At 58.2% G+C, this 22741-nt stretch carries 17 protein-coding genes, 1 tRNA gene and 1 pseudogene; 11 read left to right on the top strand and 8 right to left on the bottom strand.

Annotated features, from left to right (window positions below; all coding sequences use genetic code 11):
• Positions 1–124 precede the first annotated feature (124 nt).
• The 3 genes from H4N61_RS08815 to H4N61_RS08805 all read left to right on the top strand — a co-directional run bounded on the left by H4N61_RS08815 (position 125) and on the right by H4N61_RS08805 (position 2525).
• Positions 125–1270, top strand: coding sequence for an aminotransferase class I/II-fold pyridoxal phosphate-dependent enzyme (locus tag H4N61_RS08815; protein ID WP_248306587.1), 1146 nt, complete (start codon positions 125–127; stop codon positions 1268–1270).
• Between the two features lie 10 nt (positions 1271–1280).
• Positions 1281–1793, top strand: a complete 513-nt coding sequence (locus H4N61_RS08810) for a GNAT family N-acetyltransferase (RefSeq protein WP_182395831.1) — start codon at positions 1281–1283, stop codon at positions 1791–1793.
• A 156-nt stretch (positions 1794–1949) separates the two neighbouring features.
• A complete protein-coding gene (locus H4N61_RS08805; protein ID WP_182395829.1) occupies positions 1950–2525 on the top strand; it encodes a hypothetical protein in 576 nt (191 codons plus the stop codon).
• Between the two features lie 33 nt (positions 2526–2558).
• Here H4N61_RS08805 and H4N61_RS08800 read toward each other — a convergent pair whose 3' ends face one another.
• Positions 2559–5279, bottom strand: a complete 2721-nt coding sequence (locus tag H4N61_RS08800; protein ID WP_182395828.1) for a ribonuclease E/G — start codon at positions 5277–5279, stop codon at positions 2559–2561.
• Between the two features lie 672 nt (positions 5280–5951).
• Between H4N61_RS08800 and H4N61_RS08795 the strand changes: the two genes are divergently transcribed.
• The 3 genes from H4N61_RS08795 (at position 5952) to H4N61_RS08785 (ending at position 9769) form a co-directional block, all read left to right on the top strand.
• Entirely contained in the window at positions 5952–7055 is a 1104-nt protein-coding gene (locus H4N61_RS08795; protein WP_182395826.1) for an N-acetylmuramoyl-L-alanine amidase, read from the top strand.
• Positions 7056–7122: 67 nt separating this feature from the next.
• Positions 7123–9588, top strand: a complete 2466-nt coding sequence (locus H4N61_RS08790; RefSeq protein WP_182395824.1) for a penicillin-binding protein 1A — start codon at positions 7123–7125, stop codon at positions 9586–9588.
• A gap of 97 nt (positions 9589–9685) precedes the next feature.
• A tRNA-Leu gene (locus H4N61_RS08785) sits at positions 9686–9769 on the top strand.
• Between the two features lie 157 nt (positions 9770–9926).
• On the opposite strand, the gene H4N61_RS08780 is transcribed toward H4N61_RS08785, so the two are convergent.
• Positions 9927–10235: an AzlD domain-containing protein gene (locus H4N61_RS08780; protein WP_182395822.1), complete on the bottom strand. Its 309-nt coding sequence runs from the start codon at positions 10233–10235 to the stop codon at positions 9927–9929.
• Positions 10219–10947 (bottom strand): AzlC family ABC transporter permease, encoded by a 729-nt coding sequence (locus H4N61_RS08775; RefSeq protein ID WP_182395820.1) that lies wholly within the window; start codon positions 10945–10947, stop codon positions 10219–10221. The genes H4N61_RS08780 and H4N61_RS08775 overlap by 17 nt, the downstream gene beginning before the upstream one ends.
• A 216-nt stretch (positions 10948–11163) precedes the next feature.
• On the opposite strand from H4N61_RS08775, the gene H4N61_RS08770 reads away from it, so the two are divergent.
• Positions 11164–12525: an MATE family efflux transporter gene (locus H4N61_RS08770; protein ID WP_169193780.1), complete on the top strand. Its 1362-nt coding sequence runs from the start codon at positions 11164–11166 to the stop codon at positions 12523–12525.
• Positions 12526–12547: 22 nt separating this feature from the next.
• Here H4N61_RS08770 and H4N61_RS08765 read toward each other — a convergent pair whose 3' ends face one another.
• Together H4N61_RS08765 and H4N61_RS08760 are read right to left on the bottom strand one after the other, a co-directional pair.
• Positions 12548–12820 (bottom strand): hypothetical protein, encoded by a 273-nt coding sequence (locus H4N61_RS08765; protein ID WP_169193781.1) that lies wholly within the window; start codon positions 12818–12820, stop codon positions 12548–12550.
• 110 nt (positions 12821–12930) lie between these two features.
• Positions 12931–14505 carry an SPOR domain-containing protein gene (locus H4N61_RS08760; RefSeq protein ID WP_182395819.1) on the bottom strand — a complete coding sequence of 525 codons (1575 nt, stop codon included), beginning with the start codon at positions 14503–14505 and terminating at the stop codon, positions 12931–12933.
• Positions 14506–14893: 388 nt separating this feature from the next.
• Here H4N61_RS08760 and clpS point away from each other — a divergent pair, with 388 nt between their 5' ends.
• A complete protein-coding gene (gene clpS / locus H4N61_RS08755; RefSeq protein WP_169193783.1) occupies positions 14894–15310 on the top strand; it encodes an ATP-dependent Clp protease adapter ClpS in 417 nt (138 codons plus the stop codon).
• A gap of 9 nt (positions 15311–15319) precedes the next feature.
• Positions 15320–17662 (top strand): ATP-dependent Clp protease ATP-binding subunit ClpA, encoded by a 2343-nt coding sequence (gene clpA / locus H4N61_RS08750; RefSeq protein WP_182395818.1) that lies wholly within the window; start codon positions 15320–15322, stop codon positions 17660–17662.
• Positions 17663–17741: 79 nt separating this feature from the next.
• Here clpA and H4N61_RS08745 read toward each other — a convergent pair whose 3' ends face one another.
• Positions 17742–18161, bottom strand: a complete 420-nt coding sequence (locus H4N61_RS08745) for a type II toxin-antitoxin system VapC family toxin (protein WP_182395817.1) — start codon at positions 18159–18161, stop codon at positions 17742–17744.
• On the bottom strand, positions 18158–18409 hold the full coding sequence (locus H4N61_RS08740; protein WP_182395816.1) for a plasmid stabilization protein: 252 nt from the start codon (positions 18407–18409) through the stop codon (positions 18158–18160). Before H4N61_RS08740 ends, H4N61_RS08745 begins: the two co-directional genes overlap by 4 nt.
• Before the next feature lie 510 nt (positions 18410–18919).
• Here H4N61_RS08740 and H4N61_RS08735 point away from each other — a divergent pair.
• Both H4N61_RS08735 and H4N61_RS08725 read left to right on the top strand, forming a co-directional pair.
• The gene (locus tag H4N61_RS08735; protein WP_182394575.1) at positions 18920–19285 is read left to right on the top strand and encodes an IS1 family transposase; all 366 of its coding nucleotides are present in this window, start codon (positions 18920–18922) and stop codon (positions 19283–19285) included.
• 517 nt (positions 19286–19802) lie between these two features.
• Positions 19803–20834, top strand: a pseudogene (locus tag H4N61_RS08725) (IS5 family transposase); the annotation flags it as partial.
• A gap of 1006 nt (positions 20835–21840) precedes the next feature.
• On the opposite strand, the gene H4N61_RS08720 reads toward H4N61_RS08725, so the two are convergent.
• The gene (locus tag H4N61_RS08720) at positions 21841–22494 is read right to left on the bottom strand and encodes a hypothetical protein (RefSeq protein ID WP_182395815.1); all 654 of its coding nucleotides are present in this window, start codon (positions 22492–22494) and stop codon (positions 21841–21843) included.
• Positions 22495–22741 lie beyond the last annotated feature (247 nt).

Below are 22741 nucleotides of genomic sequence, written 5' to 3'. Positions count from 1 at the left end.
CACTGCTTTTAGCAGAGGACTATGGTGATGCGTACCCATGATGGCGAAGTGAAGGTCAAGTCGATCATTTCGGTTGAAGCGCTGTTCGGGGCGGGCTAGCACCAGTGTAATTTCTGGAGGCCTCATGACTTCGACTGCTGCTGACGGGCTAATGCCGTTCTTCGCCATGGATATTCTCAAGCAGGCCAAGCTGCTTGAAGGGCAGGGACGCACAGTCTGCCATTTGGAAGTTGGCGAACCGGGATCGGCCCCTGCGCCAGCCGTGCGCGCGGCTGTGGCCAAGGCCGTCGAAAATCCGCAGGGCTATACCAATGCTAAGGGCTTGCTTGAGCTGCGCGAAGGGCTTGCCGCCTATTACCAGCGCAATCACGGCGTCGCCGTTGATCCTGAACTGATCCTGGCGACCATGGGCTCTTCGGCAGGTTTTATTCTGGCCTTCCACACGGCCTTCAAGCCCGGCGCACGCATTGCCATCACCCGTCCCGGCTATCCGGCCTATATCAATACCTTGTTTGGCTTGGGCTTTGGCATTGCCGAAATCCCGCTCACAGCCGAGAACGGCTGGCGGTTGACTGGCGCCGATATTGAGGCCGCCTACGCCCGCGAAAAATTTGACGGACTGCTGTTCGCCAGCCCGGCCAATCCGACAGGCGCGTGTGTGTCGCGTGAGCAATTGGCCGAAATCATCGCCACCTGCGAAAAGCTGGGTGTCACCCTAATTTCAGACGAGATCTACCACGGTCTCGACTACACCGGGCCATGCGTCAGTGCCTTGGAGCTCACGCAGAACGCCATTATTATCAATAGCTTCTCAAAATACTATTGCATGACGGGTTGGCGCATTGGCTGGATGGTCATGCCCGAAGCCTTGGTGCGTCGCGCTGAAATTTTGCAGCAGAACCTCTTCATTTCCGCGCCGACCCTCAGCCAGATTGCGGCAACTGTCGCCCTTGGCGAAGTCGACTATTCCGAAGAGCAAAAGGCGGGCTACGCGGCAACGCGCGATGTCCTGTTCAATGGGCTCCGCGAGATCGGCTTCTCGCTGCCGCATGACAGCGACGGCGCGTTTTACGCTTATGCGGGCATTGAGAAATTCTCCAATAACTCGATGAAATTCTGCGAGAAAATGCTCGACGCCATTGGTGTCGCGGCAACGCCGGGGATCGATTTTGACCGTGTCGACGGCAATCGGTTCGTTCGGTTCAGCTTTGCTGGCACCCGCGCCAGTGTCGAGGAGGCACTCGTGCGGATGCGGACCTATTTGAAGTGAGGAGGGGCGCGTGGCTATACCCACAATCGAAACAGAACGACTGATCCTGCGTGAGCCGCGGGCCGGGGATTTTCCGGCCTATGCCGAGTTGATGGCGTCGGAGCGGGCCGAGTTCATGGGCGGACCATTCGACAAGAAGGCTGCTTGGGGCATGTTCTGTCACGGCTTAGCGCTGTGGCAGATGTATGGGCATGGCTCGTTGATGATCGAGCTCAAATCCACCGGCCAATGCATCGGCGAACTCGGGATTAATGCCGGTCCGTTTTATCCGGAAAAAGAGCTCGGCTGGATGCTTTACGACGGGCATGAGGGGCAGGGCTATGCCTTCGAGGCGGCGCTGGCGTTCCGCTCTTGGGCCTTTGATGCCCTCAAGCTGCCGGACCTCGTGAGCTATATCGATGACCGCAATGCGGGCTCGATTAAGCTCGCCGAGCGCATGGGGGCGGTGCGTGACGATAACTGCGTAAGGCAACATCCTGAGGACGTTGTTTATCGCCATTATAATCAAGGCCTTACGGCCTAAAATGAAACAGCTCGCTGAATGTTTCGACATTCTGGCGGGCTGAGCCTCCTCACGTCGCTTTAGCGAGATTGGAACTTTTTTAGCGCAACAGTCTTTCTCTATCGGATCTGCGACAGCCCATAGGATCTAGCCAAAGTGCTACAAGTGGTGCCGACGATGCTGGGAAACTGTAAGGCGATCATTGTGGCCAATGAGGCCCACGGTCACGTTGAGCTTATGCAATTGGCGCGGAAAATGGGCTTCGGCCAAGTTGTTTCCCACGACACTGTCGATGGCGGCTCTGATGATGAGCCCTTGGTGGTCTTCTTCCTTGTTCACTACAACATTAGCGTCGCGGCGAAACAGCGCCTCTTGGCGCAATTGAGGGTATCAAGCTTGGACCAGGTCCGCTTTGCCCCTATCATTACCTTCCTTCCCGACGGCCCGAGCGAAGACGTCCTCGCCCATATCGAAATGGGCTTTGACGATGTCATTAGCTTGCCGGAAAATCAGCACATTCTGCAGTCGCGTCTAACCTCGCAGATTGGCAATGATCAGCTCTATATCGAAACGGCCAATTATCTCGGCCCGGACCGGCGCCGAATGGAGCCCAGTGGGCACCAGTACTCCGGGCGGCGGCAGGGGAATTTCGATCATAGCCGGCTTACGATTCATCGCTCTGTGAAAGAGGGAATAGCGGTTGTCCGGCGCGAAGTCTTCCTATCCGCCGCGCCGATTGGGCAGAGGGCATAAAGAAAGGGCGGTCCGAAGACCGCCCTTTGTGTTTTAGTTCAGGCCAAGGCGGCGCTGCCACCAACCGACCTTCTTCTTTTCGCCGGGCGCTTCGGCGTTCTCAATTTCTGGCGCTGCTGCCTCAGAAGGCGCGGACGAAGTGACGACCAGACCTTCTGGCGGCAGTTCCTTCTTCACGCGTGGCTTGCGCTTCGGCTTGTCAGAGTCCGCTGGGGCCTCTGTAGCGGACGCGGCGACAACGGGCGCGGCCTCAGCGACGGAAGGAGCGGCTGCACTCGCATCGGCCGCTGGCGCAGCATCAGCGGCGTCGGCCTTTGGCTTGCGCGCACGAGATTTGCGCTTTGGCTTTTCAGCCGGTTCTGCTTCGGCGGCGGCCGGAGCGGCTGTCTCAGCTGGGGTCGCATCGACCGGAGTGGTTTCTGCTGGTGCAGATTCTTCGGTTTCGGTGACCTTCTTGCGGCGCGTGCGCTTTGGCTTTGCCGGAGCTTCGCTAGCAGCAGGTGTCGCAGGTTCAGCGTGTGGTGCTGAGGCAGCGACTTCGAGGACTGGCGTCGGTTCAGAAGCGGTATCTGCTTCTGGTGCGATGTCAGCTTCTACCGTGCTTACCTCTGCAGCAACAGCTTCGCCGATGGCCTGTGCGGCTTCAGCTTCACCGTCACGACGGTTGCGACGACCACCACGGCGGCCACGGCGACGGCGGCGGCGGGTTTCGCTATCCGCGTCATCGGCTGCTTCCGCTTCAGATGGGGTCGCTTCGGAGGCGCTTGCCTCTTCGCTTTCTTCACCATCGTCATTGGCCGCAACCTGTTGCGCCGCAGGATTGCTGTCGCCATTGCGTTCGCCACGTTCACCGCGACGGCGGCGACGACGACGACGGCGATTATTGCCTTCGCCTTCTTCGGCGTCGGCAGACTTGGCCGGGATTTCTTCTTCTTCGTCGTCGCTTTCAGCTTCGGCGACGTCTTCGTCCGCTGCGTCTTCGATGACGGCGCTGTCGACACGCACGTGCGCTGCTGCGCGCTGATCAACATAGGACGCGACGCGGGTTTCGCCCTTTTCGATCGCGAACTGGTGGCCGGTCATTTTGCCATCAGCCGTAATGGTGATGGAGAGATTGTTGCGGGCTTCCAGCAGCGTGAGTGTGTCACGCTTGTAGTTCAGAATGTAGAGAGCGACTTCGACCGGAACGCGGACATTGATCGACTGGCCAGGCTTGCGCATGACGTGTTCTTCAATGTGGCGCATGATCATCAGCGCTAGGCTTTCGGTCGAACGAACCAGACCCGTGCCATCGCAGATTGGGCACTTGTGGGTCGAGCTTTCAACAACACCAAAGCGGATGCGCTGACGGCTCATTTCCATGAGGCCAAAGTGCGAAATGCGGCCAACCTGAATGCGCGCGCGATCGTCCTTGAGGGCGTCCTTAAGACGGCGCTCAACAGCACGGTTCGAGCGGTTTTCCATCATATCGATAAAGTCGATAACGATGAGACCGGCAAGGTCGCGCAGACGCAGCTGGCGCGCCACTTCGTCGGAGGCTTCCAGATTGGTCTGGAGAGCGGTGTCTTCGATGTTGTGCTCTTTGGTCGAACGACCCGAGTTCACGTCGATGGAGACCAGCGCTTCGGTTGGGTTGATAACGATGTAGCCGCCGGAGGGCAGGGTGACGACCGGAGAGAACATCTGGTCGAGCTGGGCTTCAACGCCGTACTTGGAGAACAGCGGCTGATCATCCTTGTAGAGCATCACGTTCTTAGCGTGGCTCGGCATGATCATTGCCATGAAGTCCTTGGCTTCGCGGAAGGCAGCGTCGCCAGCCACGAGAACTTCATCGATCTCCTTGTTATAGAGGTCACGAATGGTGCGCTTGATCAGCGAACCTTCTTCGTAAACGAGGCATGGCGCTTCGCTCTCAAGGGTCAGCGTGCGGACACTTTCCCAAAGGCGCATCAAATATTCAAAGTCGCGCTTCACTTCAGCCTTGGTGCGCGAAGCACCGGCTGTGCGAAGGATGACGCCCATGCCCTGTGGCACCTCGAGATCGGAGGTGATCTCCTTGAGGCGCTTGCGATCAGCAGCGTTGGTAATCTTGCGCGAAATACCACCACCACGGGCGGTGTTTGGCATCAGCACCGAATAACGGCCAGCAAGCGAGAGGTAGGTGGTGAGAGCAGCGCCCTTATTGCCGCGCTCTTCCTTGACCACCTGAACCAGCATGACCTGGCGGCGCTTGATAACTTCTTGAATCTTATACTGATGACGGCGCTGGTGGCTGGAGCGACGACGCTCTGGCACTTCTTCAAGCGCGTCTGCGCCGCCGATGGACTCGACTGGCTCAGTATTGGCTGGTGCCTGCTCAATGTGGCTGGCATCGCCTTCGGAGTCTGCGTCGGCTTCAGCCGAAGTTTCTGTTTCAGAAACAGCTTTAGCCGCTGGCGCGGCTTCTTCGAAGTGTTCGTCTTCGCTGGTCTCTTCATCGAGCAGCAGGGCTTCGCGATCGGCTACCGGGATCTGGTAGTAATCGGGGTGGATTTCGCTGAACGCGAGGAAGCCGTGGCGATTGCCACCATATTCAACAAAGGCTGCCTGCAGGCTGGGTTCAACCCGAGTAACCTTGGCTAGATAAATATTGCCGCGCAGCTGGCGGCGGGTTGCCGATTCGAAATCGAACTCTTCGAGACGGTTTCCTTCAGTGACTACAATCCGAGTTTCTTCGGGGTGGATGGCATCCACCAGCATTCTCTTGGTCGCCATAATAAGCTCCGCGCACCCGCGCGCCGACAGAGACACGCCGTGAGATAGGCTGTCTGCATGTAGCGCGTTGCGGGGCGAATGGGTTGAGTGTGGTAATGCGCGAACCTCTCACGTTCGGCGCAGTTGTATTGATGGCAAAGGCTGGCTCACTGGGCGAAAGGGGACGGCAATCGACTTCTTCGATCGCGTCGCGCTGTTCTCGCCTGAGGGCCATATGACCTCTTCCTGTTAGGCCGCTACGTCAGTGCAGCAGGCCGTCCGGCTATTGGTACAAGCCGAAATTCTTCAACTGAAAGCGCAACCGCAACGTCCGTCTCGGACCACAGAGAGTGCTAGGGCACTCAGAACTAGTCACGAAACACGCGCGCTTTCATCCTTAGCGTGTAAGAAAGTTGGGACCGATTAGCAACAAGAAAGTCGAAACGCCCTTCCGTCATGGCATTGTCATGGGCATCGGTTGGCGCAGCGCACAAATCATCGCATAAGGCTCGTTCTATGCCGAAGAATCGCCGCAAGCGCGGTGCATTTGGGTGTCAAATCAGTGCGAGGCAAGGTCCAGTTTTGACCAGAGCTATTTTTAAGCGTGTCATAGGTTTGATCGTCGTTTTGGGTGGGCTGTGCGGGCCTGCTTTGGCGCAAAGTGCTGCCTTACCAAACGTCATAGATGCACGAGTGACGATCACGCCCGAACGGGCGCGCCTCGTGATTGATCTGGCTGCAAAGACCGAATTCGCATTCGTTTCGCTCGATGAACCAAATCGCTTGGCCGTCGACGTACGGGCAGGGACCTTCACGGTTCAAGAGACTGAAGGGGAGCCTGCGGGCGAGGGTTTTGTCACTCGTTTTGCCATTGAACAGGCGGCAGGCGACCGTGTTCGCACAGTGCTGAGTCTCTCGGCTCCGGCACAGGTGCAGCAGGCCTATGTCCTTGAACCCTATGACGGACAACCCGCTCGCCTTGTCGTCGACATCATTCCTGCGACACCCGAAGAGTTCGCCGCCAATGTTGCGCGCGATAAGCAAATCTCCGCGGCCACCAGCGAATCGACCCCAGCAGGCGGCTCCGAGCTGCCCATCGCTACGCGGCCTCTCGTGGTCATTGACCCCGGTCATGGTGGTATTGATAGCGGCGCCGAAGCCCCGGGCGGCTTCCGCGAAAAGGACATTGTCCTGGCGTTTTCGCTCAAGCTGCAAGAATTGCTGGTGCAATCGGGACGCTTTGACGTGGCGCTTACGCGTCAGGACGACAGCTATTTGCGCCTCGAAGAGCGCGTTGCCCTAGCGCGCGCCAACAAGGCTGATCTCTTCGTTTCGATCCACGCCGATAGTTTCCAGCAGCCTGAAATTCGCGGCGCGAGCATTTACACGCGCGACGAGCGGGCGACCGACATTCTCGACAAAGTTCTCGCCGACAATGAAAACACGTCTGATGTGATCGCGGGCTTTGTCATGCCGCAGGTGATGGCGCCGGAGGTGGTGGACATTCTGGTTGATCTCATGCGCCGCGAAATGCGGGCGCAGTCCTTTGCGGCGGCACAGGCCATCGTGCATTCGCTGGAGCCAAGCGTGCAACTACGACGTTTTCCTGTGCGACAGGCGGACTTCTTTGTGTTGCAAGCCCCGGATGTACCTTCGGTATTGGTGGAATTGGGCTATATGTCCAACCCCGCAGACGTAACAAACCTGACGCAATCGAGCTGGCGCGATCGCACCGCAGAAGCCATTGCGCGCGGAATTTCGACCTATTTCGATAGTTTGGATGAAGAGGCCCTGTGACGCCTTCCGACTCAGGGCGTGTGGGATAATGTTTTGCGGGTAATCCGCGTTTGGAGTGTCTGACGGGATGTTTCGTCTACTCGGCTGGCTGTTCGGTTTTGGAATGTTCCTCGCTCTCGGTGGCGTGGGCGCAGCGGCCGTGTATCTGTCCACTGTGACGGCCGAGCTGCCCGATTACACTGTCCTCAAGGATTACCAGCCGCCAGTAACGACGCGCGTTCATGCTGCCGACGGTACGCTCTTGGCTGAGTATGCGCGCGAGCGCCGGTTGTTCCAGCCGATTGAAACCGTCCCGCCGTTGCTGATTGAAGCCTTCCTCTCCGCTGAAGATAAAGATTTCTACAGCCACAATGGCATCGCGCTCGACGGCATTATCCGCGCGCTGCGTGACAACGTTCTGGCGCGTATGGATGGCAATAGCTCCATTCAGGGTGGTGGCTCTTCGATCACCCAACAGGTGGCGAAGAATTTCCTTCTGACTTCGGAACAGACCTGGGACCGCAAGCTGCAGGAAGCCTTGCTGGCCATTCGTATCGAAAGCACCTTCACTAAGGACAAAATCCTCGAGCTTTACTTGAACGAGATTTTCCTTGGTTTGAACTCCTATGGCGTGGCCGCCGCGGCGCTCAATTATTTCGATAAGGCCCTTTATCAGCTGACCCTGCCGGAAGCCGCATACATTGCTGCGCTGCCCAAAGGCCCAAATAATTATCACCCCTTCCGTCGCCCGCAGGCCGCTATTGAGCGCCGCAACTGGGTGATCGATCGTATGGTCGAAAACGGCTATGTCGCGCCCGCCGAGGCTGCTCAGGCCAAGGAAGAAGCGCTCAACGTTATTCCGCGCGCCGCCGGCAGCCAGCTCTATTCGGCTGAGTATTTTACCGAGGATGTGCGCCGTGAACTGGCCAAGCTTTACGGCGAAGACCAGCTCTATGGTGGTGGCCTCTCGGTGCGCACCACGCTCGAGCCCCGTCTGCAAGAATATGCGCGCCGCGCCTTGATGGATGGCCTCATCCAATTTGACCAGCAGCGCGGGTTCCGCGAGCCTGTGGCCTCTGTTGATCTCAGCGAGGACTGGGGCTTGGCGGTCTCGGCCATTAAGCCACTCAGTGACGTGCCGGAATGGCAGCTCGCAGTTGTGCTGGAAGCCAATGGCAATGAGCTGACAATTGGCCTGCGTCCCGAAAGCGACGCGGACGGCAAGCCCGGTGTTGACCGTTTGACCGGGACACTGGCGGGTGGCGACGTGCGCTGGGTCTCGCAGCGCCTCGACAGCATTTTGGCTGTCGGTGACGTGATCTATGTGTCGCCGGTCGCCGGTAAGTCTGGCTCCTATACCCTCCAGCAAGTGCCTGAAATTGAAGGCGCATTGGTGGCGATGGATCCGCGCACGGGCCGTGTTCAGGCCATGGTGGGTGGCTTCTCCTTCTCCGAAAGTGAGTTTAACCGCGCGACCCAAGCCCTGCGTCAGCCGGGCTCCTCCTTTAAGCCGATTGTTTATGCAGCGGCGCTCGATAACGGCTATACGCCAGCCTCCATCGTCCTCGATGCGCCGATTGAAATGCGCATGGCAGACGGGTCCGTATGGCGGCCTGAAAACGCCTCCCAGCAGTTCTATGGCCCGCAGACCCTGCGTCGCGGCATTGAGCGCTCGCGAAACGTGATGACAGTACGTCTTGCGCGTGAAATCGGCATGCCGCTGGTTGCGGATTATGCCAAGCTATTCGGCGTTTATGACACCATGCAGCCAGTGCTCTCCATGGCCCTGGGCGCAGGCGAAACCACGGCGATGCGGATGACCTCGGCCTATGCCACCATGGCCAATGGTGGTCGCAAAATTCAGCCAACACTCATCGACCGTATTCAGGATCGCTACGGCAAAACCGTCTACCGACATGATCAGCGCATATGCGAAGGCTGCAATGCCGAAGCGTGGAACGGGCAGGGCGAACCCCGCATCATCGATACGCGTCAGCAGGTGCTTGATCCGATGACCGCCTATCAGATCACGTCCATGATGGAAGGCGTGGTCCTGCGCGGCACCGGTACGGCCGCCGCGCGGCTCAATCGTCCAGTGGCGGGTAAAACCGGTACCACCAATGATTACAAGGACGCCTGGTTCGTCGGCTTCACGCCGGAATTGGCCGTGGGCGTTTACATTGGCTATGACAAGCCGCGCTCCATGGGTTCGGCCGGCTCGGGCGCGGGCATGGCCGTTCCCGTCTTCGCTGGCTTTATGGCGAATGCCTTGGAAGGCAAGCCTGCCACGCCGTTTAACGTGCCGACCGGCATGGATCGCGTGCGCATCAATCCCGATACCGGGACGGCCGCCTATGAAGGCGAAAGTGGCATTGCCGAAGCCTTTAAGCCCGGGACGGGCCCGAACCTGATGACGTCGGTGATCGGTGTTGGACACGCCGCCAACGACGCGCTGGTGCGCGATCAAATGCTGCAGCAGCAATATAACGGCGGCATCGTCTCTCCACAGCCCGAGCCTGAGCCGCAACCGCGCCGCACGTTGTTCGGCTGGTAAGGCGAGGGTGCAAAATCTGTGCGTAGGTGTTGAACCGCAGGAAAAACGCACAGAATCTGTTGCGTAGCAAAATGGCTTACGGTAACACCCTAAGCGTGCCCCTCTGGCGGAATGGTAGACGCGCTTGACTCAAAATCAAGTATCGAGAGGTGTGCCGGTTCGAGTCCGGCGGGGGGCACCATTCAGTTATCGCTAGAACTGAAATCAAAAGAAAGCCGATCCGGAAACGGGTCGGCTTCTTTGTTTTTTGCTGGCCAATGCCGCGGCCTTAAGTGCGGTCAGCTTTGACCCGCAGCTAGCCTCTCCTCGTAGGGCAGCGTGCTATGGCGCGAAAAGCGTTACGCCCCAATCCACATCCTTACCAAATACACCGTGCCCACCCCTGCAACCATGGCCGCAAACAGGTTTTTTGTGGCGACGAACACCAAGGCCGTTGCAACAGCCGCCACCAGTTCCGCTGGGCTGCCGGTGACGAGGGCAGGCGCGACCAGTGCGGCGAGAACGGCACCGGGAATATGTTTCAGCCAGGCGGCGGCAAAACCGTCGCGGGGGAGCCGGTCCGCTAGGAGCAGGCCCGAGACTTTCACCGCAATGGTGACAAAGGCCATGCCGAGGATGGCGAGGAAAGCTTCAGGGGAGATGTGCATGCTTGCGCACCTCAAAAAATGCGCCCGCGAGCGAACCGGCGATGCCGCCAATGAGAATGTGCCAGCTGCCATCGATCAGTTTTGACGCGATGATGGCGACGAGTGCCCCGACGATCCATGGAATGAGGTCGGCCTTGCCCTTCCACATGCCAAGGAGCAGGGCGAGGAAGGTCGCTGTGAAGGCGAAGTCGAGGCCCCATTGCGCTGGGTCATCAATGGCTGAGCCGAGGCCATAGCCAATGAGATTGGTCAGCATCCACGAGAGCCAAGCCAAAGTGCCGCCGCCCAAAAGGAAGGCAACCGAGCCCTTGCCATGGGCCATGGCCGAGACTGTCATCGCCCAGTTCTCGTCGGTGACGAGATACATCTGCAGGGCTTTAAAGCCGAGAGGGCCGGGCGGGTAGAGCGGGCGCAGGGTGGCAGTGAGCAGCAGATAGCGCAGGTTGACGATCAGCGCTGCCAACACCATTGCCCCTATGGGCAGGGTTGAGGCCGGTGTGCTCCACAATTCCAAAGCGAGAAACTGTGAGGCACCGGCAAAGACCATGGTGCTCATCAAAACCACTTCGAGGGCGCTGAGACCGGTTGAGCGGGCGAGCACGCCCCACACCAGGCCATAGGCCGCAACAGAAATGGCGACGGGCACGCAGGCGCGGGCGCCGGCTAGGAACTGATTGCTGAGGGAATCGGGGGCTTGGGCAAGGTGTGACATCGTTCATGTGTCTAGCATGGTAGTTGAGAACGGAAAGATGCCCCGCTCGCAAAGTGATGCACGCCTTAGGTGTGGATGGCCTTGGCTGAATTGACGCTTTGTTAATCCGGGCGTAGAGACGCGACGTAGTCATTGGGCGCGATTGTTTCGACTCAATGACTGTTTCTACGGTTTGCTGAGCCGGGCCAGTCGCACTTTGGCCCTTCGGAGCGTTTCATGAATCCCTTTTCTGCGCGCCCTCTCTGGCAGAGGTTCGCCATTTTTCTCGTCCCGCTTATGGCGTCGAATATCCTGCAGGCGCTGTCAGGAACCGTGAACTCGATCTACGTTGGGCAAATGATTGGGGTGGAGGCGCTGGCGGCTATTGCGACCTACTTCCCGCTGATCTTCTTGCTGATGAGCTTCATGATCGGTCTCTCCGCTGGCGCGACCACGCTTATCGGTCAGGCTTGGGGCGCGAGGGATATTGCCAAGGTCAAGGTGATCGCGGGCTCTGCCTTTGCGGCGACGATTGTCTTCGGTCTTATTGTTGGTGTGTTGGGCGGAACCTTCGCTGAGCAGATCATGATGGCTCTGGGTGCGCCCGAGAATATCCGGGATATGGCGATTAGCTACGCGCGCATTTCGCTGTTTGGCATGCCGGCATTCTTCCTCTTTCTTGTGGCAACCTCGATCCTGCGGGGTGTGGGTGACACCATTACGCCGCTGCTCTCGCTGATCATGTCGATGGTGGTGAGCTTGCTGGTGACGCCAGCGCTGATCCTCGGTTGGGGCGGTTTACCCCAATTGGGTGTCACCGCTGCAGCGTGGGCAACCATTGCGGGCTTTGTGACCGTCCTGATTTTCCTCTTCGTCTATATGCGCGCGCGCAATATGCCGCTCGCTCCAGACCGTGACTTGCTGGCCTCCATCCTGCGTCCTGATTGGAAGCTCTTGCGCCTGACCTTGAAGCTGGGCATTCCGGCAGGTCTGCAGATGATCATCTCTTCCATTGCCGGGATTGTGGTCGTAGGGCTGGTCAACCGTTTCGGCTCTGACGCAACGGCCGCTTATGGTGCACTGGGGCAGGTGATGAGCTATGTGCAGTTCCCGGCCATGTCGATTGGTATCGCGGCCTCGATCTTTGCGGCACAGGCCATTGGTGCCCGCAAACAGGATCAGCTTGGCCCTATCACCCGTACTGCGCTGATCATGAATTTGATCGTTACCGGTACGCTGGTTGTGCTGGCCTATCTCTTCAGTGAAGCTGTTGTGGCGCTGTTCCTGACCGATCCTGAAGTCGTACAGCTGACGGAAGACCTGCTCCGGGTCGTGCTGTGGAGCATCATCTGCTTTGGTGGCAGCGTCGTGTTCTCGGGCGTGATGCGCGCCAGCGGCACCGTCTATATGCCAATGGTGATTTCGCTGTTCTGTATCATCGGGATCGAAATCCCCGGAGCGATCTGGCTCAGCGGCACCGAACTGGGTCTGCGTGGGATTTGGATTGCTTACGCTGCCAGCTTTACGGCCATGCTGATCTTGCAGGCGGCCTGGTATCAGTTCGTCTGGAAGCGCAAAAAGATTGTGGCGCTCGTTTAGAGCGCCACATCAAAACTTCTGCTTAGGATTTGTTGCCCAGCGTGAGGCGGATGGCCCGCTTCCCGCCTGGGGCAAACACGTCGAGTTCGACGAAGGCCGGCTCCTGCGCCATGCGGCGGGTTCGAGCCGAGAGCGTCATCACCACACCAAGCAGGTCGCTCACCGAGCGCTTCTTGGGCAGCATGCGTTCAGTCATGCCCGAAAGTGCCTTATTGCGCACTTTCATATCAGGGGAGGCGAGCGGCGAGCGACCAATGAAACTGGCCAGTTCGACGAGAGCTTTACGGTCACTCATTGGGCTACTCCGTACACAAGCACCAATTTTGTTTCCTATAGGATGGGGCTCAAATGAGCTGATCATCCCGGTGGTATGGTTTGGCGGGAAGCCGCCACGTCGTTCGTTCATTAGCCTTGCATGGCCAGGCACTGCATATCCTGGCCCTTTAGGCGCTCGCACATGGCGTTGGCGGCACTGCGGTCACCAAAGCCGACGAAGCGGGCGCGGTAGAAGGTCTTGCCGTTCCGATCAAACGGTTCGACGAAGGAGCGGAAGTCGCCCAGAGAGCCAACCTTGCGGGCGGCATCAGAAAGCATGGTGCGTGCACCGTCTTCCGATGGACCAGCGCCGATCTGCACGATCCAGCCAGCGACTTGGGCAGAGCCCGTCTGTGCCGAAGCTGTATTGATTGGGTCGACGTTTGGCGTCTGGGTGTTCGAGCTGGTTGGGCCGATGCCGAGCGGTGCCGATGGCGCAGTCTGGCCAAGGGCCGATGGCGGCGCACCCAGCTTATAGGTGTCGCTCAGCCAAGCGCCGATCACGTCCGAATTGTAGTCCGGCACGCTTGGCGCTGCCAAAGCATTGGCTGCCTGTGCGGCTGGCACGAGGCCGAGGTCTGCAGGGGCAGGCGCTGGCATCGCAACTGAGACCGCAGGAGCCGGGGCCGATGCGACCGCAACTGCTGCCTGTGGCTGTGCACCATTGGCGGCAACAAGTGCAGCGAGGCGGAACTCAGGCATTGGCGTTGGCATGGCGAAGGTTGCCTTACGCTGCTGATTAGGCTGCGCCAGTGCGAACTGGGTGCTGCCCTGACGGCCAGGCACTGGAACCATAGCGGTCTGCAAGTAGCCGCCGGAACGGCCCTTGTTGAAATAGGTGTTGACCAGCTGGCGGACCTTCTCGTCGCGCGATGCGGCAGAGTTGAAGCCGAAAGCGATAACGACAACGTGGCGATCATCCTTGCGGGCTGCGGTCATCAGGTTCGAGCCAGCCGCATTGATGAAGCCGGTCTTGATGCCGTCCACAGCGCCCATGTAACCGAGAACGCGGTTGTGGTTGCCGTAGGTGCGCTTGCCATAGGAGAACGAGCGGGTCTGGAAGAATTCGTAATAGTTCGGGAAGTGCTGGTAGACAGCAATCGCCAGAATAGCCTGATCGCGCACAGTGGTGACCTGACCGCCATCGGGAAGGCCCGAAGCGTTGCGATAGGTGGTGCTACCCATGCCCAGAGCACGCGCAGTTGCGGTCATACGCTCAGCGAACTTGGCTTCAGTTCCCGAGATATGTTCCGCGATAACGCGCGACATGTCATTGGCCGACAGGGTGACGAGAGACTTGATGGCGTCTTCCACCGAAATAGTGGCGCCAGCGCGCAGGCCGAGCTTAGTCGGAACGGCCGCAGCAGCATGACGGGACACAGTCATCTTGGAATTGAGCGAGAGATTGCCCGCCTGCAATTCTTGGAACAGGACGTAGAGCGTCATCACCTTCGCGACAGATGCCGGATAGCGACGAGAGTCAGCCTGATCTTCATATAGGATTTTGCCCGATTTCGCGTCGACCACGATACCGGCATATTTGCGTAGGTTTTCAATTGCATAGGTCGGCGCTGCAGCAGAGATGCTGACAGTTAGCGCAACGACAAAGGCAGCGGCTGCGCGGGCAATAATGCCGCGCCAAGGGGATTTTGCCAGGGAAGCCACCCGGTACTCCGTTTACTCACTCGGGCGAAAAATGCCCGTACGCAACACAACTAACGCGGCCGTCCAATCGGGGTTTGTCCCCCAAACCTGACTGAGCAGCCTTTTGTAAGCTACGGTGGGGCGGTTACGATTTCGTAAAATGCAAAGCTTTTTCACCGGCACTGCTGAATCAATGTCACGAGAGTTTTTCTGCAATGTGATGGGTGACGTGTCGCTTTGCTGTTTTGTCGCTTCAATGTGCGGCGAATTGAGCTATTCTATGGGCAAGTTTGAGCTGGGTTCTGCACTCTCGCCAGTTCGGGGTGGCCGAGCCCTTAACATGGGTCCATTCTTACCTACATAATGGGTCCAACCCGCTGCTTCGTTTTGTCTGGCGACAGTCTACTTTATGAAAACACTCTCTACGCAGATCCCTGTTTCCTTTTATTCCCAACGCTCTGCTGGGCCCGATGGGCCTTGGCTCGGGCCGAAGGATGATGGGGATGACCGATCGGGCGGAAACGACGCAGATTTCGAAACCGGGACGGTGACCAAAACGCGTCCCAAAACCAAGCGTCCGAACCTCTATCGGGTGCTGCTTCTCAACGACGACTACACGCCGATGGAATTCGTCGTTTCGGTGCTTCAGGACGTCTTCAACAAGTCACGAGAAGACGCCATGACCATCATGCTGCATGTTCACCAAAAGGGGGTCGGTGAGTGCGGCGTATATCCATACGAAGTGGCTGAAACCAAGGTCACTCGCGTCATGGATACGGCACGCAAAAACCAGCATCCGCTGCAATGCGTGATGGAAAAACAGTAGGAACATCATATGCCCTCATTTTCGCGCGGACTCGAAAAGGCCCTGCACCAGGCGATGAACCTTGCCCGTGAGCGCAACCATGAGTTCGCAACGCTTGAGCATCTGCTGCTGGCGTTGACCGACGATCGGGAAACCATCGCCGTGCTAACCGGCTGCGACGTCGATATTGATGCGCTTAAAAGCGACCTCGAAGATTTTATCAACGAAGAACTCGATAGCCTTGTCGTCCATAACGGCCAGGAAGCGCGCCCGACCGCTGCTTTTCAGCGCGTTATTCAGCGCGCGGTGATCCATGTTCAATCCTCCGGCCGCGAAGAGGTGACCGGTGCCAACGTGCTCGTGGCGATCTTCGCCGAGCGTGAAAGCCATGCTGCCTATTTCCTCGAGCAGCAGGACATGAGCCGCCTCGATGCCGTCAATTTCATCTCGCACGGCATCACCAAATCCGGCCCTAATGAAGATCGCCGCGTCAACGGCGCTGAAGATGGGGAAGGTGGCATCAACAATGCGCAGGAAGGCAAGAAGACCTCTGCGCTCGTTGAGTTCTGCGTCAACCTCAATGACAAGGCCAAGAAGGGCAAGATTGACCCGCTGATCGGCCGTGACGCTGAGCTGCGCCGCACCATTCAGGTCCTCTGCCGCCGCTCCAAGAATAACCCGCTTTATGTGGGTGATGCCGGGGTTGGTAAAACCGCCATCGCCGAAGGTCTGGCCCGCAAAATCGTCGAAGGCGATGTGCCTGACGTTCTCAAGGACGCCATCGTTTATTCGCTCGACATGGGCGCACTGCTCGCTGGCACGCGCTATCGCGGTGACTTTGAAGAACGCCTCAAGCAGGTGATGAAGGAACTCGAAAAGCAGCCGGAAGCCGTGCTGTTCATCGACGAAATCCACACCATGATCGGCGCTGGCGCCACTTCGGGCGGCGCGCTCGATGCGTCGAACCTCCTCAAGCCAGCTCTGGCTTCCGGGGCGATCCGCTGCATTGGCTCGACCACCTATAAGGAATATCGCCAGTTCTTCGAAAAGGACCGCGCACTTGTCCGTCGTTTCCAAAAGATCGACGTCAACGAGCCAACCGTTCCCGATGCGATTGAAATCGTGAAGGGCCTGCGCCCTTACTTTGAAGAGTTCCACAAGCTCAAGTACACCGACGATGCCCTCAAGGCCGCCGTCGAGCTGAGCGCGCGCTATATCAATGATCGCAAGCTGCCCGATAAGGCCATCGATGTGATCGACGAAACCGGCGCAAGCCAAAAGCTGCTGCCCGAAGGCGAGCGCAAGGAAATCATCGACGTCGAAGACATCGAAGCAACCATCGCCACCATCGCCCGCATTCCGCCTAAGACCGTTTCCAAGTCTGACGCGGAACTGCTCTCGGGTCTCGAAAAGAGCCTCAAGACCGTGGTCTTTGGCCAAGACAATGCCATTACCGCGCTCTCGTCCGCCATTAAGCTGGCGCGTGCGGGCCTGCGTGAACCTGAAAAGCCAATCGGCTCTTACCTCTTCACCGGTCCAACCGGCGTGGGTAAGACCGAAGTCGCAAAACAGCTCGCCGATACGCTTGGCGTCGAACTCCTGCGGTTCGACATGTCGGAATATATGGAGCGCCATACGGTCTCGCGCCTGATTGGTGCCCCTCCGGGCTATGTCGGCTTTGATCAGGGCGGCTTGCTCACCGATGGCGTTGATCAGCATCCGCATTGCGTTGTGCTGCTCGACGAAATCGAAAAGGCCCATCAGGACCTCTACAACATTCTGTTGCAGGTGATGGACCACGGCAAGCTCACGGACCACAACGGGAAGTCGGTCGACTTCCGCAATGTGATCCTGATCATGACCTCCAACGTGGGTGCGGCGGAACTCGCTCGTGCGCCGATCGGCTTTGGCCGCAAGCGCGAGGTGGGTGACGACGAGGAAGCGGTCAACCGCCAGTTCTCGCCAGAATTCCGCAACCGTCTGGACGCGATCATCTCCTTTGCGCCACTGCCGCGCGAAACCGTGCGTCGTGTGGTCGAAAAGTTCGTGCTGCAACTCGAAGGCCAGCTGGCCGAACGCGGCGTGACCATCGATCTGACACCCGAAGCTGCCGATTGGCTGGCTGAACACGGCTACGACGAACGCATGGGCGCGCGTCCTCTGGGTCGCGTCATCCAGGAACACGTCAAAAAGCCACTCGCCGATCAACTGCTGTTCGGCGAGTTGGTGAACGGTGGTTCTGTCACTGTGGCCGTTGTTGGTGAAGGCCGCGAAGCAAAGCTAGAGCTGGTGGCCGTGCCCCCACGCCCCGCCAAGCCCAAAGCCCTGCCCAAGCCCAAAAAGCCAAAGGCAACGGCGAGCAAGGACAGCTAATTTCCGCTGGCTCTTAGCTGATCGAACAAACAAAAGGCCCGGGGCAACCCGGGCCTTTTTGTCTAGTGCAAACCCTAGCTCAGGTTTCGTGCCAAGGGTCTATGACAGTGAGGCCTGCGGCTAGAAACGCGGCCTTATCGCGAGTGGCGACAGAGCAGTTTTGGGCATTTGCGATAGCTGCGACATAGCCGTCAGGCGTTGGAAAACCCAAGCCTGCCTGTCGGGCAGAAACGGCTAAATCGGCATAGTGCTGGGCTGCAATCGCATCGAAAGCCAACGTCCGCCCAGCGAACAATTCGGATATCCCGTTGACTGCCTCAGTCAGCGCCGCCTTGTGCCGACCATCAGGCATGACCGCAACGCCGAACAAGAGTTCAGCTAAGGTGACGCTGGTGATGAAGGTTGATTGTGGGTCTTGCCTGTCGAGCCAGTTGACGATTTGTGATGATGGCGTTGGACGCAGTGCTTCGGAAACGACATTCGTATCCAGTCCGATCATCGCAAGCTTATTGGCTCAGCGGCAGTCTTGGCCTTTTGCTCTAACGCGTCGACGTCGCCGTCCTCAAGCTCGGCATCACGGCCCAGCTTATAGAGTGCAGAACTCAATGGCACGCTTTTGGGCGCGTCGACGGCAGCGTCAAGGATCGAACGGATCTCTGCTTCGGTGCTCCGGCCGTTCTGCGCCGCACGCAAGCGCAAAGCTTTATGCGTGTTTTCCGAGAGGTTTTGTATCGTCACTGCTGGCATCACGCGCTCCATCGGAAGGTGATAACGGCGTTAAATATAGTCGATCTGGCAGGGGTAGGGAAGGTCGGTGGTCTTTCGCGGCCCGGGCACGCTCCGCGTTGGATCATACTCTGCCATCACAACCCCGCATACCACTTCACCTCTCCCTCAGGGGGCTTCGAGCCGGCCGGAGGTAAAATCATCCCTGTGGGATGATTTTAGGTGAGAAGGCCATGAGAGCTATGCTCGAATGGCTTGGTCGGCCAAAGGCCGGGTGAGGGGGCCTCCGCAGGATCAGCCCAGTGCCAATCCCCCACCTAACCTCCCCCGCAAGCGAGGGAGGGACGCATCGCGTTCGTTCGGCGTGCACAGTTCTCAGTGGTCCACGCATTAGAGTTCAGTCGGCTGACGTAGCGTGTTCTCTCGGCCTACACTTTCTAACTCCTCCCCCTTTTAAGGGGGACTGTTTACAACTTGCTCATTTGGGATTCTAGTTTGATTGCTTGGGGGTGATTTGCCGGAGGGTTTGAGATGGATTGTCCAGATTGTTCTAGCACTGCCACGGTCAAGCGCGGCCTCAAGGCGGGTTACCAGCGATTTAGCTGTAAGCAGTGTGGTCGGTACTTTACTGATCGCGCCCCTAAATTCAGCGCTGAGACAAAAGCGCAGGCCGTTCAGATGTATCTCAACGGCACCGGCATTCGGGCCATTGGGCGCGTCCTTTCGGCCTCCCCAGCCGCGGTCCTTAAATGGATCCGCAAGGAGCACGACATCTTGCAAGAGCGGATTGCGGCTCAGCGCGGTACGCCAGCGAGCGGGCCCGATATTATTGAGATGGACGAGATCTATACCTACGTCCAAAAAACAGCAGCGAGCGGTTATCTGGACCGTTTATAGCCGAAGACAGCGCCGCGTTGTTGCCCACCACATCGGTGACAAAGGCGTAGAAAGTGCGATCACGGCCTATCGCTTGGCCCTTCAGGCTGTGGGTGAGATCGGGGCCATCTTTACCGATGCCAACTCTTGTTACGCACTCGCTTTCAAGCGCAATGGCGTGACCGTGCCACATCTGGAAACAAAGGCGCAAACCCACCTGATTGAGTCCTCCAATTCCTCAATCAGGGACAATCTTGCGCGGTTCAATCGGCGGACAAAGCGCGTCTCCAAAACAGTGCAGATGCTCGAGATTACGCTCAATCTGTTCTTCAACAGACACCTCATAAGGAGTCCCAAATGAACAGTCCCCTTTTAAGGGGGAGGTTGGGTGGGGGTAATTTCACTCCCGCTCTTCCCCCCCCCCCGCACGCTTCTTTACCTCTCCCTCTGGGGGCTTCGAGCTGGACGTCCGCAAAAACCCTTGGCGGCTTTGATGCAGTCATGATTCATTGATGTCGCCCGATCATGGAGCGTCATCATGGACCCGCATTCGCTTTTCAGCCTGAACGATCACCTCGAAGCCTTGAGCCAACACGGCGATCCGCTCGAGGTTTTGGAGCGGACGGTGGATTTCGAGTATTTCCGGTCCTGGCTGGTGGAGGGGCTTGGCTACAGTGACGGCAGCAAAGGCGGTCGGCCGCCGTTCGATCCGGTGGCCATGTTCAAGATCCTGATCCTGCAGGCACAGCACAACCTGTCCGATGCCCGCACAGAGTTCATGATCCGGGACCGCCTGAGTTGGATGCGCTTCCTGGGGTTCTCGCTCGGCGATCGCACGCCCGATGAGAACACGATCCGCCATTTCCGCAACCGCATGACCCAGACCGGCACGCTCAAGCGGGTGATGAAGGCGTTCGACTGGCAACTGCACAAGAAGGGTTACATCCCGATGTCGGGGCAGATCGTGGATGCTTCGCTGGTGCCGGCACCCAAACAGCGCAATACCGATGGCGAGCGGGAGGCCATCAAGGCAGGCCAGTCGGCTGACGAGATCTGGCCGAACGAGCCGGCTAAAGCCGCACAGAAGGATACCGACGCCCGCTGGACGCTCAAGATCGGCGGCAAGGTGCGCTACCGGCCAGACGGCTCGCCCCTGCCCATGATCGCCACTCCGGTGTTCGGCTATAAAAGTCACATCAGCATCGACCGGCGCTATGGCTTCATCCGGGCTGCAGCGGTGACCTCCGCCTCCCATCCTGACGGCCGGATGCTGCGCCATGTGATCGATCGGGAAAACACCGGCAGCGAGGTCTGGGCCGACAGCGCCTACAGATCACAGAGCAATGAGGCCTGGCTGGCTGATCGTATGCTGACCAGCCGCATTCATCGACGCAAGCCCAAGGGCAAGCCGATGCCGATCGCGACCGCACGGGCCAATGCGGCCAAGTCCGCGATACGTGCCAGGGTCGAGCATGTCTTCGCTCATCAGAAGAACCGGTTCGGTCTGTTCATCCGCACCATCGGCATTGCACGGGCCGAGGCCAAACTCACCTTGGCCAATCTGGCCTACCTACAACCGACCGCCTCGTCTTCCACGAAAAGCGCGCAACCGCGCCATGAGTCTGCCCGGATGACCGGGAAACGCCGTCAATGGGCACCGCCGATCGCCAAACGCCGCGCCAAATCTGCTCAAACACGGAAATCAGACGACCACAATCGCAGCCGCAGGCTCAGCGAGCCAGTTCTTGCGGGTCTTCAGCTGGCCGGAGGTAAAATCATCCCTGTGGGATGATTTTAGGTGAGAAGGCCATGAGAGCTATGCTCGAATGGCTTGGTCGGCCGACGGGCGGGTGAGGGGGCCTCCGCAGGATCAGCCCAGTGCCAATCCCCCACCTAACCTCCCCCGCAAGCGAGGGAGGGACAGACCGCGTTCGTTCGGCGTGCACAGTTCTCACCGGTCCACGCATTAGAGTTCAGTCGGCTGACGTAGCGTGTTCTCTCGGCCTACACTTTCTTACTCCTCCCCCTTTTCAGGGGGAGGTTGGGTGGGGGAAACTTCACTCCCGCTCTTTCACCTCCCCGCACGCTTCTTTACCTTTCCCTCTGGGGGCTTCGAGCCGGCCGGAGGTAAAACCATCCTTGTGGGATGATTTTAGGTGAGAAGGCCATGAGAGCTATGCTCGAATGGCTTGGTCGACCAAAGGCCGGGTGAGGGGGCCTTTGTGGGACTAGTGTAGTAGAGAGCCCGGCCGAACTGTCTCAGTAAACGTGAGCAGGCATTCTTTCCCATCGTCATCACCCGGCTTGACCGGGTGATCCAGATCGGTCCGGCATCCCACTGGATTGCCCGATCAAGTCGGGCAATGACGGTAAAGCAGGGGCGACGTGACGCAGGCAATCATCCTCCGCCCAGAAACACCTCCACCGAAACCGATGCCCCAGCCTTCCATATCCAGTGGTCACCCTCGGCCTTGAGCCGAGGGGGCTACCCTTGACTAATCCACTCTATGTTGATGCAATCGATTGCAAACAGGATCACGCAGCGCCCAGTGTTTGGGAGCGGTAGAGGAAACGGTTCAACGTGTTGGGCTACTCCCGAGGAAGTTGTCTGCAAGATGGTCAAGCACAGAGAATAGTCCCATCTGACCAATAGACCAGATCACGAGTCTTCGTTGCTCATCAAGGATGCTGGATTTCGTATCCTGAAACAGAGCTATGGCTTCTTCTTCTGGTATATTCCGTCCTAGTACAGCACAGAGGTAGGCGTACGTAGCAGGATGGTTTTGGCGAAGTACAGGCCATACATCAGGAGGTACCGAAGTCGCTCTCAGCGCGGCTTTGCTGATGATCCATCCTTCAGAGCATCGGGCTACCAGTCGAGCGAGTACTTCATCCAAAAAAGCCGGCTCTGCCTGATAAGCCAATATCTTTGCCGCCGGGATACTGTTTGAGACGAGCCAATAATCGAATATCGCTGTTGCGTCGAACAAGGACGGGTCGGACGCCATTGCTTTGAGCCATCTGGCCGCGGATGTCTTCGTGCCGCTATCAATCCATCGCTCAAGCACTGCGTGGCGATGAGGCAGTGGCAGCCACGTGTAAATCGCGGCAAGAAGTGCATCTACGCGTGTGCGCAAGGCAGGACTCGCAGTAGATAGTGCTAATGCTTTATCCACCAGAACTGAAACCTGCACTGCAAGTCGGTCATCAGACGCGCGCAAAAGTCTCAATAGCCTGCTCCGAAGAGCCATTCTCACCGTTGCGTCGGACTCAAGTGTGCGCCAAATAGAATCGCATAGTTCGTCTGGTGTTAGGCATGCAACGTATGCGTGGAGAAAACTACTTTCTAATCCGTAGTGTGGCGGACTCTGTGCGCACTTGAGTATACGCATCAGTTTCGCGTTTAATGTATCATCCATGGTGGCGAATCTAACGTTTTCTTCATGTGGGTCGAAAGGCTAAATGCTTGCTGCGGAA

The sequence above is a fragment of the Devosia sp. MC521 genome (genome assembly GCF_014127105.1).
Classification (GTDB): Bacteria; Pseudomonadota; Alphaproteobacteria; order Rhizobiales; family Devosiaceae; genus Devosia.
Note: the sequence above shows the minus strand (reverse complement) of the source record. Positions and strands in the feature narration are given on the sequence as shown.